The sequence below is a fragment of the Desulfovibrio sp. SGI.230 genome, from assembly GCF_050313065.1.
Classification (GTDB): Bacteria; Desulfobacterota; Desulfovibrionia; order Desulfovibrionales; family Desulfovibrionaceae; genus Desulfovibrio.
The window spans coordinates 1-14,106 of sequence record NZ_JBNPKS010000014.1; the positions used below are offsets into that span (position 1 = coordinate 1).

The window sequence follows — 14,106 nt, forward strand, 5'->3', positions numbered from 1 at the left end:
TCACTCTGGTCCGTGCGCCGGTCCCCGTCGCCGTCTCACCGGCAAGGCCATCCTTCCCTCATCATCCAGCCGGCACACGGGATGCTTTGCACTGCCAGAGCCCTGGCCAGCCTGGAGAACATCAAGCGGGCAGCCCGTATCCGCTTGTTGTTCCTCATTCCGGCAAGTTTTTGAGCCGTTCCTCCCGCCCCTGAGTCCGGATCGGCCCGGTAGTTCAACGCCCTCTGCTGCTTTCCTGTCGCCACAGTCCGGAGTCTTTCCCATCACCTGCCCCTTGCCGGTTGTCATGACAGGGCACGCCATCCCCTCCGGCAACTTTCGAAAACGCCCTGCATTCCCGGAGGGGCCCCCATCCGTTCCCTTTTCCGGCACGCCCCGATGACCCTGCCCTGCAGACAGCGGCGGGGCCTGTCGTCCATATCCGAACAAGTTTTTTCCGGGGTTGGGGCGTGGAGGAAGGGGCAGTTTTGCCCCAAAACGCCCCTTCCCCCACGAGAAACCCGCTTCCAATCCCCCGGTCGACAATGCTATCCTGCGGCAGGAGTAAATTATGCGAAACACGTCCTTCAGCCCGCTGTGCGCGGCTTTTCTGCTGCTGATGCTGCTGAGCCCCCTTGCTGCCGGTGCGACTCAGCCCCAAAAACCCGTATCATCGCCCCTGACCATCACGGTGCAGGAGGCGGAACCCGGCCAGATGCTGCTGTTGGGCAGCAGCCCTGAAGACAGCGACCTGCGCGTGGGGGCCCTGATCTGCCGGCCTCTGGCCGAACAGGCGGTGGACAGAAAAAAAACAGGAGGCGGTCTGCGCCTGGACGTGCCGCTGGAATGGCTGGACGGTTATGTGGCGGCCCGCAGCGGCAAGGAGGATCTCCCCTTCCAGCTCTGGCAGCAGGGCGAGCAGTGGACTTCCAGCCTGCCCATACGCCTGCACGACGCCTGCGCCGCGGCCCCCATGTCCCGCCTGACGGAACGCTGGCAGGCAGTACGCGAAAAGCTGTCGCGGCAAAAGCTCTCCCAGCCCTGCCGCACCTTCCGCCGGCAGGGCGACAACTGGCTGCCGCTGGTCCTCTGGTGGGACGGCTATCAGGCCTTCAAGGAAGACCGCCCCTACCGTCCCCTGGAGCTGGGGAGTATGGCCGCCCAAAGCGACGCCCTGCTGGAGTGGTGCGACAAGCATCCCGGCAAGCCGCTGAAAAAGGCCCTGGAACAGCTTGCGGCCCCCAAGGCGGCCCCTGCGGCCCGCTGACCGGCATGATGTCCGGCCCTGCCCCTCGCGCGGCCGGGCGGCTCTTGATATCCGTACAGACCAACGCCCCACAGGAGTCTCATGCACAAGCTCTATCTCGTCATGGTGGGCCTGCCCGCACGCGGCAAGTCCCGTCTGGCCCGGCGCATCTGCGGCGGCCTGGCGGCTGACGGCTTCCGTTCAGCCATCTTCAACAACGGCGACGTCCGCCGCGAACTGCTGGGGGCGGAATCCACCCTGCCGGAGTTCTACTCTCCGGACAATGCCGAAGGTCGCAGGATCCGCGAGGAGATCTGCCGGCAAAACCTGATCCGGGCCAAAGAATGGCTGAACCGGGAAGGTGACGTAGCCATCCTGGATGCCACCAACGTCAGTCGCGCACGGCGGGCCTTTATCGAAAGGACCCTCACGGACCATCCCGTGCTTTTTCTGGAATGCGTCAATGAAGACCCCGTGCTGCTCAATGCCTGCATCCGCAACAAGACCCGCTTGCCGGAATACGCGGGCTATACCGAGGACGAGGCCCTGGCGAGCTTTGTGGGCCGCATCGGCTATTACGAAGCCATTTACGAGCCTGTGGGCAAGGAACAGTACTGGCTGTGCGTGGATACCATGTCCAGCCGCATCCTGGCGGAACAGCCCTGCGAAGGCTCCCCCTACTATCCCGCCATCCGCGAGATCGTGGTCAGCTGGTGGGTGCAGAGCCTGTACCTGGCGCGGCATGGTCAGACGGAATACAACGTGCAGGGCCGTATCGGCGGCGATCCGCCCCTGACGGCCAAAGGCCGGATGCAGGCCGAGGCCCTGGCCCTGCACCTGCGCGACCAGAAACTGGACTGGGTGTTCACCTCCACGCGCATGCGCTCGCACGAGACCGCGGCGCCCCTGCTGCGCGGACGGCACGAGACCCGCGTGATGGCCTTCAAGGAATTCGACGAGATCTGGGCCGGGGATTGCGAAGGCATGTGCTACAGCGAGATCCGCGAGACCATGCCCGAGATCACGGCAGGCCGTAACGCAGACAAATACCACTACGCCTACCCGCACGGCGAAAGCTACGCCATGCTGCGCGAACGTGTGCGGCGCGGCCTGCAGCGGGCCCTGTTCCTGGCCGGTGAACTGCCCGTGATGCTGGTGGGCCACCAGGCCATCAACCGGGTCATCCTCTCCCTGTTCCTGCGCCAGCGCGAGGAGGACATCCCCTACATCAACGTGCCGCAGAACCAGTACTACCACATCTCGCTCACGCCCCGCCGCAAGCTCATCGAACGCATCAGCTACTAGAGCGGGGAACGCACGCAAGGGCACGGCAAGATGCCCGAACGAAAGCGGCGCGGACGAATCGTCCGCGCCGCTCGTTGTTCTTTCATCGCTCCCCGCAGGGAACAGGGCTCGTGCCTGTCGCATGTACTGGTTGCAGGGACGCTGCGGGAGAGACAGGGGGGAACAGCCCTGTGTATGGCGCGAAGCCGGGCGGCCTTCCCGGCCCGGCTCCATACCGTCCCTGCACGGCATGGGCAGCGACAGCTGTCCCCAAGACTTCTGGCGGGAGGACCTGGCCCCTAGCCCTCGGTGCTGCGGTACTCGTGGGCCGAGGCCACCACGCGCTTGAGCAGGGCCTGCAGGGTGTGCTTCTCGTCCTCCGTCAGCGGGCTGGTCACCGAGGCGTCCCAGCCCCGGATGATCTCCAGCACGTGCGGGTACACGTCCAGGGCCTTCTGCGTCGGGAAGACGGCGGCCGTGCGCTTGTCCTGCGGGTTGACCTCACGCCGGATGAAGCCGCGCTTCTCCAGATGGGCCAGGGCACGGGTGACGTTGCTCTTGTTGATGTGGATGATGTCCGGCAGCTTGTCCTGGGTCAGGCCGGGCTGGCGGCAGATGTTCAGGATGAAAAGATACTGGCTGCCGCTGAGACCGTACGAAGCAAGACGCTTGTTCAGGTACATGAGGTAATGCCGGTTGGCCAGCGCGATCCACTTATAGGTCAGTTCCACAACAGCTCCAGAAAAATGATGTAGGTCACATACGTCGTTTTTTCATAGTCAGCCTTGCAGCGCCTTGCAAGGGCAAAAGCGCTCCGTCCGCCGGACAGGTTTTCTGCTTGACAAGGGAAAGCACCCGGACGTATATCGTTGCACACGCAACGGTATGGCGATATTTCGCCCAGGAATCCCTATGCCCACCCAACACAGATCCCGGCCCCGGACACAGGACCGCAGCACCGCCAGCACCGGCGAAGCCCTGCGCTCCATTTTCAACCGCAACTTCAATGTGGTCGCCTGCATCAACCTGCTGGTCATGACGGCCTACTACCTGATGTTCGTCACCAGCACGGCCTATGCGCGGGCCACCTACGGCGCCAGCCTCAGCAGCGCCGGGCTCACCGCGGGCATCATGGTCATCGGCTGCCTCATCGGCCGTTTCCTGACCGGCAACCTGCTTTCCCTGTGCGGCTGCCGTGCCATCCTTTTTGCCGGGCTGCTGCTCTATTCGGCCAGCATCGCGGCCTTTTTCTGGGTCCCCAACCTGGCCCTGCTCTTCGTGCAACGTCTGTGCATGGGCATGGGCGTGGGCATCATGGGCACGGCCACCGGTACCATCGTGGCCTATGTGGTGCCCCACCAGCATCACGGGCTGGGCATCAGCCTGTTCAGCATGAGCACGGCCTTCGCGCTGGCCCTGGGGCCCTTCCTGGGCATCCTCATCTCCCAGTATTTCAGCTATACCATCCTGGCACAGACCTGCCTGGGCATCGGCCTGACCTGCATCGCCATCTTCTTCGGCCTGCACGACCTGCCGGAGATGCGCCACCGCCACCGGCCCTTCCTTGAGCTCAACAGCTACATCGACCCGCGTGTGGTGCGTTTTTCGCTGGTGGCGCTCATCACCTGCCTGAGCTACGGCTGCATCCAGGCCTTCATGACCTCCTATGCGGCGGAACGCGGCCTGACCGGCGCGGCCAGCCTTTTCTTCCTGCTCTACGCCCTGGCCGCCCTGGTGACCCGGCCCCTGACCGGTCGCCTGTTCGACCTGCGCGGCGAGAACATCATCTTCTACCCGGCCCTGCTGCTGACGGCCCTTTCCCTGACCATGATGGCCCACGCCAGCAGCAGCTGGGTCCTGCTGGCCGCGGGGCTGATCCTGGGCATGGGCTTCGGCAACTTCCAGTCCGCCGGACAGGCGGTCTCGCTCTCGCTGGTGTCCAAGTCCCGCTTTGCCCAGGCCACCACGACCTTCTTCATCTTCTTCGACCTGGGTATCGGTCTGGGGCCCTACCTGTTCGGCTTCATGATCCCCGCCGCAGGCTATGACGGCATGTACCAGACCCTGGCCTTCGTGGTCCTCGGCGCGGTGCTGCTGTACTACGTCCTCCACGGCCGCCGCGTGGCAGCCGCATAGATATCTCCTTCCCCAGAGAGACGGCATTGTCATTCTCCCGGACGATGCCAAAACGCCGGGTCCCCCCCGGCGTTTCTGTTTTTGGGCGGCCACGTCGCCGCTGTGTCCTCTGCGGAGCCAAGGCAGGATGCCGCCCCCCTGTTGTGACGGCAGGGATGCGAGGCCGTCGGAAGGCCATGCGTCAGGCTGTTTGCCCTGTCCCGGCGCCCCCGGCCCGCAGGCGGCGCAGATGCAGGAGCGGATACGGCTGCCCCGCCCCGTCCAGCGGGGAACGCCCCACCACCTCGAAGCCCCGGCGGGCATAAAATATCCGGGCCGCCGTATTCTGTTCATTGACGTCCAGCAGGATCTCGGGATGGCGGCTGCCGAAATCCTCCAGCAGGGCCGTACCGATACCCCTGCCCCGCAGGCCCGGCTCCACGAAGAGCATCTCCACCCGTTGCTCCACGCTGCCCAGAAAGCCCGCCGGCAAGCGCCCCTGAGAGGGGCGGGGCACGGCTACCGTGCCCGTCGGGAAATGGCCTTCTCCTGCCCCCGGCGCATGGTCGCTCCCGTCGCCTTCAGCGGGCGCGACCTCCAGCCAGGCCAGACGTACGCGCTCCATGGCCGGAAGATAGGCGCCCGGCAAAGCAGCCCCGATGGCCCGCAGATAGTCCTCCGCCACGAAGCCGTGCGTGGCCCGCACGTTGCGCCACCACAGGCACAGCAGATACGGCCAGTCCGCAGGACCGGCATCGCTGAAGGTCAGTCGTTCCATCCTCTATTCCTTGCAGGGACAGCACCCGCAGGAGCCTCAGGCCCGTACGCCGCAGGTGCCCCCGGATGCGTCCGCAGGCAGTGCCCGACGGCAGGCAAGGCGCATCCGGCCGGGCCTCTGACCGGGACAGCAGTGCCATCGTCTCCGGGCTCCAAGGCGCCATACGGCTGCCCATCGCAAGGGAGCGTCCGCAAGCCTCACGCCGTCCCGGTGTCCGTCAGTAATTCATCTTCCACTGGACACCGGCGCTGGTGTTGTCCTGCTCCGTGCGGATGCCCGCCTTGCTGTGCGGGGTCAGTTCCAGTTCCATGATGACGGCGGTGCTGTCCGGCTCCAGGCCCTGTTCCACGCCGAGATAGATCTTCTCGCCGATGAACTTGCCCACTTCCAGGCTGCTTTCTTCATCCCCGCTCTCCTTGTCCGTGGCGGAATTGACGCGCAGCACGTCCACGCCCAGCACCGCACGGCCCAGATCCAGAACGCCCAGGCCGCCGGAGCCGAACCCGGCCAGACGTGCCACGGCGGCGGCCAGACGCAGGCTTTCGAAACGGCCCAGTTCGCTGGAGCCGCGACCGAACATGACCCGCGAGATGATCTCTTCCTGCGGCAGGGACGGCGTGCTGGTCAGTTCCAGCTTCATGCGCCGCACGGAGCCGCTGACGCGCACATCGGCCGTGATATCCGGTACTTCGTAGCGCAGGGTCACGTCCAGCAGGGGGTTGGAGACCGCCCCGCCGTTGAAGGAGATGGTGCTGGGCCGCAGGGTGAAGATCTTGGAGAGCAGGTCGAACTGCCCCCGCACCGAGCGCACGCTGCCGATGACCAGCGGATCGTTGAGGGCCCCGCGCACGCGCAGACCGGCCTGCCATTCGCTCTCCAGCCCGTGGCCGTTGACCGCGATATGCCCGGGCGCCCGGACGCTCACGTCCAGGGAGCCGTGTCCTTCCTTCTTTTCCGTGACCGGTTCCGGGGCTTCGCTGGTGCCTTCCACGGGCAGGGTGGTCACGCTGCTGCCGGTAAGGCGATTGAGATTGACCAGGGCCTCGTCGATGGTGATGTCCGCCGCCACCTGGGGCGCCATGAGCGTGCCCTTGACCGAGGCCGTGCCCGACAGGGTCGCCTGGATGTCCGCGCGCCGCAGGGGGCGCAGACGCTTCATGGCGGCATCCAGATCGAGCCTGCCGCCTTCGGGATGCAGGCTGCCCGCGGCCGTCACCAGGCCGCCGCGCCCGTCGCTCATGGAGGCCTCCACACGCACGGGCTCCAGCTTCAGGCCCTTGCCGCTGCCCGCCGTCACCGAGGCCTTGATGTCCGTCAGCAGGATGCCCAGGGCCAGGTCCTCATACCGTCCGCCCGCGACCTCCAGCCGCCCCTTGGCCGTAGGCACGGCAAGGCTGCCGGCCAGAGCCAGATGCATGTCCAGGCGTCCGGTCACGCGGCGGTCGGCCACCGGCACCAGACGCCAGAGCGGGGCAAGGTCGCCCTGCCAGTCCAGACGCCCGGAAAGCGGGGCCGTCATGTCCGGCAGGGGCAGGCCGTTGGCGGAAAAATGCAGGGGCAGGCGGACTTCCAGACCGGCCTGCTCCGCTCCCAGGGCCTGCCGGGTGGAGGGAGGCAGTTCCAGCCGTGTGTCCAGACGTCCTTTGCCGTTGCTGCCGCCCAGCTTGCCCGTCAGGGCCAGATCCAGCGGCGGCAGGGAGCTTTGCGGGACTTCCAGTCGCCGCACGTCCAGCCGGAAGGTCCCGGCAGGGGCCGCGGGACTGCCGTGCAGGCGGCTCTGGAAAGCCAGCGCGGCCGAAGGCAGGCCCGGCACCACCGCCCGCCACGGGGCAAGATCCATGCTGTCCAGCGTCAGGCGCACATCCATGGCCGCGGGCTTCAGGCTGGCCGTGGCCCGTACCCGCCCCGCAGGCGCGATGCGGGCATCCAGACCGCGCAGGGAAAGACCGTCCTTGTCCAGCACCAGGGCCGTCCCTGCCTGCAGGCGCAGGCCCACGCCCTGCTTGAGATGCAGGTCACACACGGGGATCTCCAGCCTGTCGCCCTGCCAGCGGAGGCGCAGCTTGGCCCGAATGTCTCCGGCGCAGGCCAGTTCCGCTTCCAGCGGGGTCGCCAGTTCGCCCTTCAGGCCCACGAGCACCCGCTCCAGCCGCAGACCGGCCGCATGGAGCTGGCGCACGTCCAGACGCTGTTCCAGCTTTCCCCGGCCGAAAATATCGTCGATGCGCAGATGCTGGTGCAGCTCGCGCAGCAGCAGACGCTCGCCTCCCCTGTCGTGCAGGCGGAGGAAGCCCACGTCGGCATCCAGGCTGAACCACTGTTGCCAGTCCTGGCTGCACAGGAAGGCCGGATCGGCCAGCCCGGCCACAGCCGCCAGCGGAAGTTCTTCGGCTTTGTCCGGGGCACACGGCAGACCGCCCGCACGCAGCATCAGACGGACAGGCCGGTCATCCTTCTTTTCCAGGCGCAGGCCCGGTAACCAGTAGTCCAGCACCCGGCCCAGCGCGGCCCAGTCTTCTATCTCGCCGTACAGCGAGGCCCACAGGCGCGGCCTTGTCCCGGGATCGGGGAACAGCTGTGCCAGCAGCCGCGCAGGGACAAAATCGCTGCCCACGATGGCCGGGGCCGGAGGGACGGGGGCTGCGGCGGCATCCGCAGCAGAGGCAGGAACAGGGGCCGCCGGAAGGGCCGTTGCGGGCTGTCCGGCCGTATCCACAGGAGCCGGGAGCGTCCCGGCCTCTCCCACCTCAGGGAGCGGGGCCTGCTTTTCCGCCGAAGCAGAAGGAACGGCAGGCATCTCCTGCGGGGCATCGGGCAGCAAGGCCAGCAGGGCCCCATCCAGACGGGCACCGGCGCCGTGCAGCTCCAGCTGCGGCAGGCCCAGCAGCCAGGCCGCGCCGTCATGCCCGGCCCGCAGGCGCAGTTTCGTGGAAATATGGTCTTTTCCGGTGCGCACCTGCAGGGAGAGCGGCAGTTCCACCTTGCCTTTGGCAGCCAGCTGCGGCCACGGCAAGGCCTCTCCGCCTGCCAGCAGGGAGAGATCGTTGACGGCATGCCCGCCCAGGTCCAGCGTGGCGCAGGCCAGTTCCAGACGGGGCTCGGGCGCACCGGGACTGCCCTTCACGCCGATGTCCAGACGCAGGGCGTCGCCCAGGGGCGCCAGCAGGGCCCGCGCCTGGGGCAGCAAGGCCGCCGCATCCGCAGCGGAAGACACGGCAAGCGAGCAATCCAGCGCCAGCGGCGAGGCCAGCACATCCGCAGCGGTCGCAAGCTCCAGCGTCCCCTGACCGCGCAGTCGCACGGCCCCGGCATCCGCCTGCAGGGTCTCCAGCGCCAGCACGGGACGCTCACCGGGCCGCAGGGCCAGTTCCACCCGCAGGGACGACGCCTGCCCGGGCGTCAAAAGCAGAGCCAGCGGCGCGGGCAGCCACTGTCCTGCCGCTTCCGTCAGGAGGGGGGCCGTGTCCGTGTTTTTTTCCTGCGCAGAAACAGGACCGGCTTCTTGTGCCGGGGCCGCCGCCGGAGTCATCCCGGGCGCTGTCACACCGGATCCGGGAGCGGGCGCAGCGGCGGAAGGCGTCTCCTCAGTGGCCGGAGCAGCGGCTGCCGCTGCGGACGCCAGCTGCCACGAGGCCTGGAGACCGGCCCGGGCCGTGGTCCCGCTCAGGGAAAAATCAGCTTCGGCTGTCAGGCACAGCGAGACCTCCAGCCCCTCACCGACGCGGAGGGCGCTTTCCACGGCGGCCACAGCCACGGACAGGGGCGGCGCCGGGGGAGCCCCGGGCGTCATCGCCTCTTGTGCGGGGGCAGACGCAGCGACGGCAGGGGCCGGGGGCGTCTGACCATCCGCAGGCACACTCCCCGCTCCGGCCGAAGCAGCCGCGTCCTGCGCTGCCTGCCCGGAGACATCCACCAGCGTGCCGGACGGACTGCCGTCCAGCACGGCCGAGCCCAGCCACAGGCCATCCAGCGCCACTTCACGCACATGCAGGGAAGGCAGCCAGCCCGGCAGGGAGGCCGTGATGTCCAGCGCGCTCCTCAGGGCCGTCTCCACCCCGGCCAGCGTCTCGGCCAGCGGCGGGGAGGGCTCGTCGGGGGAAGGAGGCAGCTGGGGCAGGCGATACAAAGAGGGGTGTTCCAGGCGCAGGTCGAGCGAGATGCCGGGCGGGAAAACGGACAGGCCCACGTCCACACGCGCCCGGGGCACATCCAGCCAGAGGCCCCCGGCATCACGCAGGCGCAGGGCGCATTCCATCTCCAGCGGCAGGGCCCCCTCCAGACGGATCAGCTCCAGGGAAAGGCCCTGTTCGGCCAGGGGCGGAGCCAGCAGGGCGTCGGCTTCCTGCCGCAGCCAGTCCTGTCCGCCGGGCGTACGCAGCCACCAGACCGCTCCGGCCCCGGCCAGCAACGTCAGGAGCACGAACAGCAGCAGGCACGGCAGGACACGGCGCCGGAAAAAGCTCCTGCGCACGGGCGCTGCCCCTTCCGAGGGAGCAGGGCCCGACGGACGGCCGTCAGGGACAACAGGGGGAGTTCCGGATTCGCTGGCCATCAGAAGCTCTGTCCTATGCTGATATAGAGTTGCAGGGGGGGATCACCGTCCACGGGATTGAGGGGCGTGGCCACGTCCAGACGCACCGGGCCGATGGGCGTGTAGTAGCGCAGGCCCAGGCCCGCGCCCCAGCGCATGTCGCCGAAGATCTGCGGCAGGGCGTCCTCGTAGACCATGCCGCCGTCCAGGAAGGGCACGATGCCGATCTCGTCGGTGATCTTGTAACGGGCCTCCAGATTGACGATCTGGTAGGAACGGCCGCCGCTGGGGTCGCCCTTGTCGTTGCGCGGGCCGATGGCCTGATAGGAATAGCCGCGCACCGAACCGGCACCACCGGCGTAATAGCGCAGCGTGCTGGGCAGGTTGTTCATCTCGGCCCCGGCCATGCTGCCGCCGCGCACACGGGCCGCCAGCACGAGCTTGTCGTCGATGACGCCCTTGTTCGGGCCCTTGCGGAAGGGCGCGTAGTAGAACATGCCTTCCACTTCCGTGCCCAGGGCCGTGAAGAAGCCGTCGTAATAGCCGAAGATGGGTTTGGAATTGATCTCCAGCACCGAGCCGCGCTTGGGATTGATCTTGTTGTTGCGGCTGTCGCGCACGATACGCAGGTGCGGGCCCACGAAACTGTAGGGCTCGTTGGTACGGTCGTCCTCGGTGAGGGCGCCGCTGTCGGAAGAGGCGCCCACGCCCACCCACCAGTAGGGGCTCAGGCGGCGCTCGATACCGGCGCCCACGCGCAGGCCGCGCCGGTCGTAAGCATCGGTGAATTCCTGCAACAGGGAGGCTTCGCCCACCAGCTTCTGGTCGCGATCCAGAAAGGCCGGTTTTTCGAAGGACGCCTTCAGCCCCTGCTTTTCGGGCGTGATGGGCAGGGAGACCACCAGCTTTTCCCCGTTGCCGAAGAAGTTGCGGTGTTCCCACTCCCCTTCCACGCCGATACCGGAATCGGTCTCATAGCGGGCAGCGGCGCTGACCGAGCGCGGCGGGCCTTCACGCACCACCAGCTGCACGGGCAGGACCACCATGCCGTCCTTGCGCGGCGAGGGCACGTCCTTGATGTTGCGCTGGCGTACCATGCTGAACAGGCCCAGGCCGCGGAGCTCGTCCACATAGTCCTGCACCCGGCTCTCGTTCCAGGGCTCCGTCCCGGCCTTCCAAGGGGCGCGGTCGCGGATGTAGGTCGTGCTGACGTCCTTGTTGCCCTCCACCACGATCTCGCCCAGCAGGGCCGGAGGACCGGTATCCACCACGATCTCGGCATTGAGGGTCCGGGCCGCGCGATCGAGGAAATAGCGCTGGCTGCTCACCTGGGCCAGCGGATAGCCACGGCGGCGCAGGCGTTCGGGCAATTTTTCCACGGCTTCCAGCATCTGGTCGGCCGTGACGGGTTCACCGGGGGTGACCCCGCGCAGGGTATCGGGAAAACGCGGGGGCGGGGTCGCTTCGCGGGCCTCGTCGCCCCACAGGGCCCCCAGACCGCTGTACGGCGCCCGCCGCTTGCCGTGCTTGAGGGCCGCGGGCACCACGGGGACAGGCTCATAGCGCACCGAAGCCCGGCCCAGCACATAGCGGGGGCCCGGCGTCAGATGCAGGCGCACCGTGACCGGTTTGGTCGTGCTGTCCATCTGGAAGGTCGCCGTACCGTCATAATAGCCCTGGGAATGCAGCAGCTTGACCGCCGTCTCCACATCGCCCCGGGCCCGGCGCTCCAGGGCCAGCAGGCTGTCCGGCGGGTCGGAGCGCAACTGCTCCAGCTGGCTCAGGTCGCGCATCTTGTCCGACAGGCCGCTGTTCCCCTTAGGGGCAGACGGCGCGGCTCCCGTCCCTTCACGGTGGGGGGCATCCGCCTGTGGGGCTGCCGGTCCGGCCTCGTCGCCCTCCTCCGGGCTGCCGCCCAGGGACACGCCCTCGGATTCCCCGTCAGGATCCGTGGCCGCGGCGCGTTTCTCGTCCGCCGTGGCGCGGCGCTCCCCATCCACTTCGATGGACAGCTTGTACGGGATTCGCTCGCCCTGAGCGGCGGGCATCTTGGTCCCGCCGTCATCACGTAGTTCTCCGGCGGCATCGCCGAACAACAGGCCGCAGCCCCCCAGCAAGAGGCAGGCCATGAGCAAAAAAGAAAAAAGGATATATGTTCGGCGCATAATAATCCCATAGCCGCAGAGAGACAGCTTGGCAAGACAAATCCCCTTTGTTACCATGAGCTTATTCAGTTCTTTTTTCAGGAGTCTCCCATGTCGTATGATCTCTGCCTCCATGTGGACGCCAATGATCCCGCTGTGCTGGCCTTTGCTTTCGTCAATGCCCGCAACTATATGAACGGCCTGCCCGGCAAGGAATTCGAGCTGGTGCTGGTGGCCAACGGCCCGGCCGTCAAACTGTTCGTGCCTGCCCAGGCCGAGCTGCAGAAGACCGCCGAGGAGCTCATGGCCCGCGGCCTCAAGCTGCGTCTGTGCAAGAACGCCCTGGATGCCAACAAGATGACCGCCGCCGACCTCTGGCCCGGTTGCGAAGTGGTGCCCGCCGGCCTGGTGGAGATCGTGGAGCTGCAGAACAAGGGCTTCGCCTACATCAGACCGTAATCCCATGTTTGCCCGCTGCCCGCCGTGCTGACGGGCAGCGGGAAGCGCCCGGGGCGTGCCGCCCTGCCGCGGAGCTGGTCACGGGCGGCCAGCCCGGCAGAAAGACCTGCGGCGATGCCGGCCGCTTACGGGCAAACTTTCCGGCAGGAGAGGACTTTCCTCTTCTGCCTTTTCTTTTTTCCAGGCGCCAGGTCCGTCCCGGACATGCCTCCGGCGATCTGCAACAGGCGGTCCGCATCCAGGATCTCCAGCCTGTGCCGGGTGAACGCGCCCAGGATGCCCTGACGGCGCAGCCCGGTGACCAGCCGGGAAAAAGAGGCCGGATGCATCCCGATATGCAGGCCGCATTCTTTCTGGCCCATCCCGATGGAAAAACAGCCCTGACGACCGCCCGTCAGCTGCACCAGCAGACGGCACAGACGTTCCAGCCCCGAAGATTCCTGCTGTTCGATGGCATAGGACAAAAAGAATTCCATCTTGTGCAGCACGGTGGTCAGCAGGTTCCTGGCCAGATCGGGATAGCTGCGAAAAAAAGACGGATCCCGCAGCAACCTGCTCTCAAAACGTACCGTGCGGACCTGCCCGCAACAGATGTAGCGCACATGGTTGTCTATCCCGGTGATGGCCGGGATGTCGTTGATCAGACACAGGGGCCCGGCCTGGAACAGGGTCCATTCCTTGCCGGTACCGCTCAGGCTCACCATGTCGATGTTCCCTTCCAGCAACAGGTGGAAGAAGCGGCAGCCTTCCACACGCAGGGTCTCCTGATCTTCGTAGGTCTCCAGCTTCCCCAGCGGGATGACCGCCTCCCATGCCTGGTTGAGCCGCTCCAGCCAGAACTCCGCTTGCGTCCTCCTGTTCATGCCTCACCATCCCTCCAGGGGATCAACGTCCTCTCCTGACAGCTCAGTTCCCTCATGCGCGGGATGTCCAGCAGCCGGACGTTCCCGCCCCGTACCCTTTCCAGACAGCCGGAATCCTCCAGCCGGGCCAGCAGCCGCGATGCCGTCTCGGGCGTGATGCCTGCCAGCTCGGCCATGTCCTTCTGGCGCAGCACGGGACAGTCCTTCGTATCGTGGATGTCCAGCAGGAGCGCACACAGGCGGGACAGGGCCGGGCCGAAGGTCACGGCGTGGGCCCTGTACAGGAACAGCAGGTTGATCCCGGCCAGAGCCTGCACCACGTTCACATACAGCTCGGGATACTCGCAGGCCAGACGGCGCTCGTACCATGCGGTGACGTCCCGTACCAGCAGGGTCACCGGCGTCATGGCTCTGACCATATAGCCATGCGAGGTCTGGCCGCCCTCCAGGCACTCCGTATTGACCAGGCAGCCCGGCCCCATCAGCAACAGCAGGCGCGGGGCCTGCCGGGCCATGCCGTAGACCCTGACATGCCCTTCTTCGAGGAAGATCAGTTCATGCGGGGCACCGACGATATCGACAGGAGAACGGGAGGAGGCCATCACCCTCCGGCGCTGCCCCCGGCGCATGAAATCTGCCCAGATCCTGTTCAGCCCCTGGACATAGACAGCGTGCATATGGATGTCGCGCCGCTTCATGGAACCTCC

At 66.8% G+C, this 14,106-nt stretch carries 10 protein-coding genes; 4 read left to right on the forward strand and 6 right to left on the reverse strand.

Translation table 11 applies throughout. From position 1 onward, the window contains the following. The first annotated feature begins 550 nt into the window (after positions 1-550). On the forward strand, positions 551-1,246 hold the full coding sequence (locus ACQRAG_RS09990; RefSeq protein WP_427803963.1) for a hypothetical protein: 696 nt from the start codon (positions 551-553) through the stop codon (positions 1,244-1,246). An 81-nt stretch (positions 1,247-1,327) separates the two neighbouring features. Then, on the forward strand, positions 1,328-2,530 hold the full coding sequence (locus tag ACQRAG_RS09995) for a bifunctional nucleoside/nucleotide kinase/histidine phosphatase family protein (RefSeq protein ID WP_168934946.1): 1,203 nt from the start codon (positions 1,328-1,330) through the stop codon (positions 2,528-2,530). A gap of 278 nt (positions 2,531-2,808) precedes the next feature. Here the strand turns inward: ACQRAG_RS09995 and ACQRAG_RS10000 are convergent, their stop codons facing one another. Next, positions 2,809-3,240, reverse strand: coding sequence for a MarR family winged helix-turn-helix transcriptional regulator (locus ACQRAG_RS10000; RefSeq protein ID WP_006007772.1), 432 nt, complete (start codon positions 3,238-3,240; stop codon positions 2,809-2,811). A 181-nt stretch (positions 3,241-3,421) separates the two neighbouring features. Here ACQRAG_RS10000 and ACQRAG_RS10005 point away from each other — a divergent pair, with 181 nt between their 5' ends. After that, positions 3,422-4,645 (forward strand): MFS transporter, encoded by a 1,224-nt coding sequence (locus ACQRAG_RS10005; RefSeq protein ID WP_239463862.1) that lies wholly within the window; start codon positions 3,422-3,424, stop codon positions 4,643-4,645. Positions 4,646-4,826: 181 nt separating this feature from the next. Here ACQRAG_RS10005 and ACQRAG_RS10010 read toward each other — a convergent pair whose 3' ends face one another. The 3 genes from ACQRAG_RS10010 to ACQRAG_RS10020 form a co-directional block, all read right to left on the reverse strand. Continuing rightward, the gene (locus ACQRAG_RS10010) at positions 4,827-5,402 is read right to left on the reverse strand and encodes a GNAT family N-acetyltransferase (RefSeq protein WP_302261046.1); all 576 of its coding nucleotides are present in this window, start codon (positions 5,400-5,402) and stop codon (positions 4,827-4,829) included. Positions 5,403-5,619: 217 nt separating this feature from the next. Then, the gene (locus tag ACQRAG_RS10015) at positions 5,620-9,873 is read right to left on the reverse strand and encodes a translocation/assembly module TamB domain-containing protein (RefSeq protein WP_427803962.1); all 4,254 of its coding nucleotides are present in this window, start codon (positions 9,871-9,873) and stop codon (positions 5,620-5,622) included. A gap of 80 nt (positions 9,874-9,953) precedes the next feature. Further along, positions 9,954-12,098, reverse strand: coding sequence for an autotransporter assembly complex protein TamA (locus ACQRAG_RS10020; RefSeq protein ID WP_427803961.1), 2,145 nt, complete (start codon positions 12,096-12,098; stop codon positions 9,954-9,956). Positions 12,099-12,188: 90 nt separating this feature from the next. Here ACQRAG_RS10020 and ACQRAG_RS10025 point away from each other — a divergent pair, with 90 nt between their 5' ends. Then, entirely contained in the window at positions 12,189-12,536 is a 348-nt protein-coding gene (locus ACQRAG_RS10025; protein WP_168934941.1) for a DsrE family protein, read from the forward strand. Positions 12,537-12,661: 125 nt separating this feature from the next. On the opposite strand, the gene ACQRAG_RS10030 is transcribed toward ACQRAG_RS10025, so the two are convergent. Then, positions 12,662-13,399: a Crp/Fnr family transcriptional regulator gene (locus ACQRAG_RS10030; protein ID WP_304043951.1), complete on the reverse strand. Its 738-nt coding sequence runs from the start codon at positions 13,397-13,399 to the stop codon at positions 12,662-12,664. Beyond that, the gene (locus ACQRAG_RS10035) at positions 13,396-14,097 is read right to left on the reverse strand and encodes a Crp/Fnr family transcriptional regulator (RefSeq protein ID WP_412626059.1); all 702 of its coding nucleotides are present in this window, start codon (positions 14,095-14,097) and stop codon (positions 13,396-13,398) included. The genes ACQRAG_RS10030 and ACQRAG_RS10035 overlap by 4 nt, the downstream gene beginning before the upstream one ends. Between the last annotated feature and the right edge of the window lie 9 nt (positions 14,098-14,106).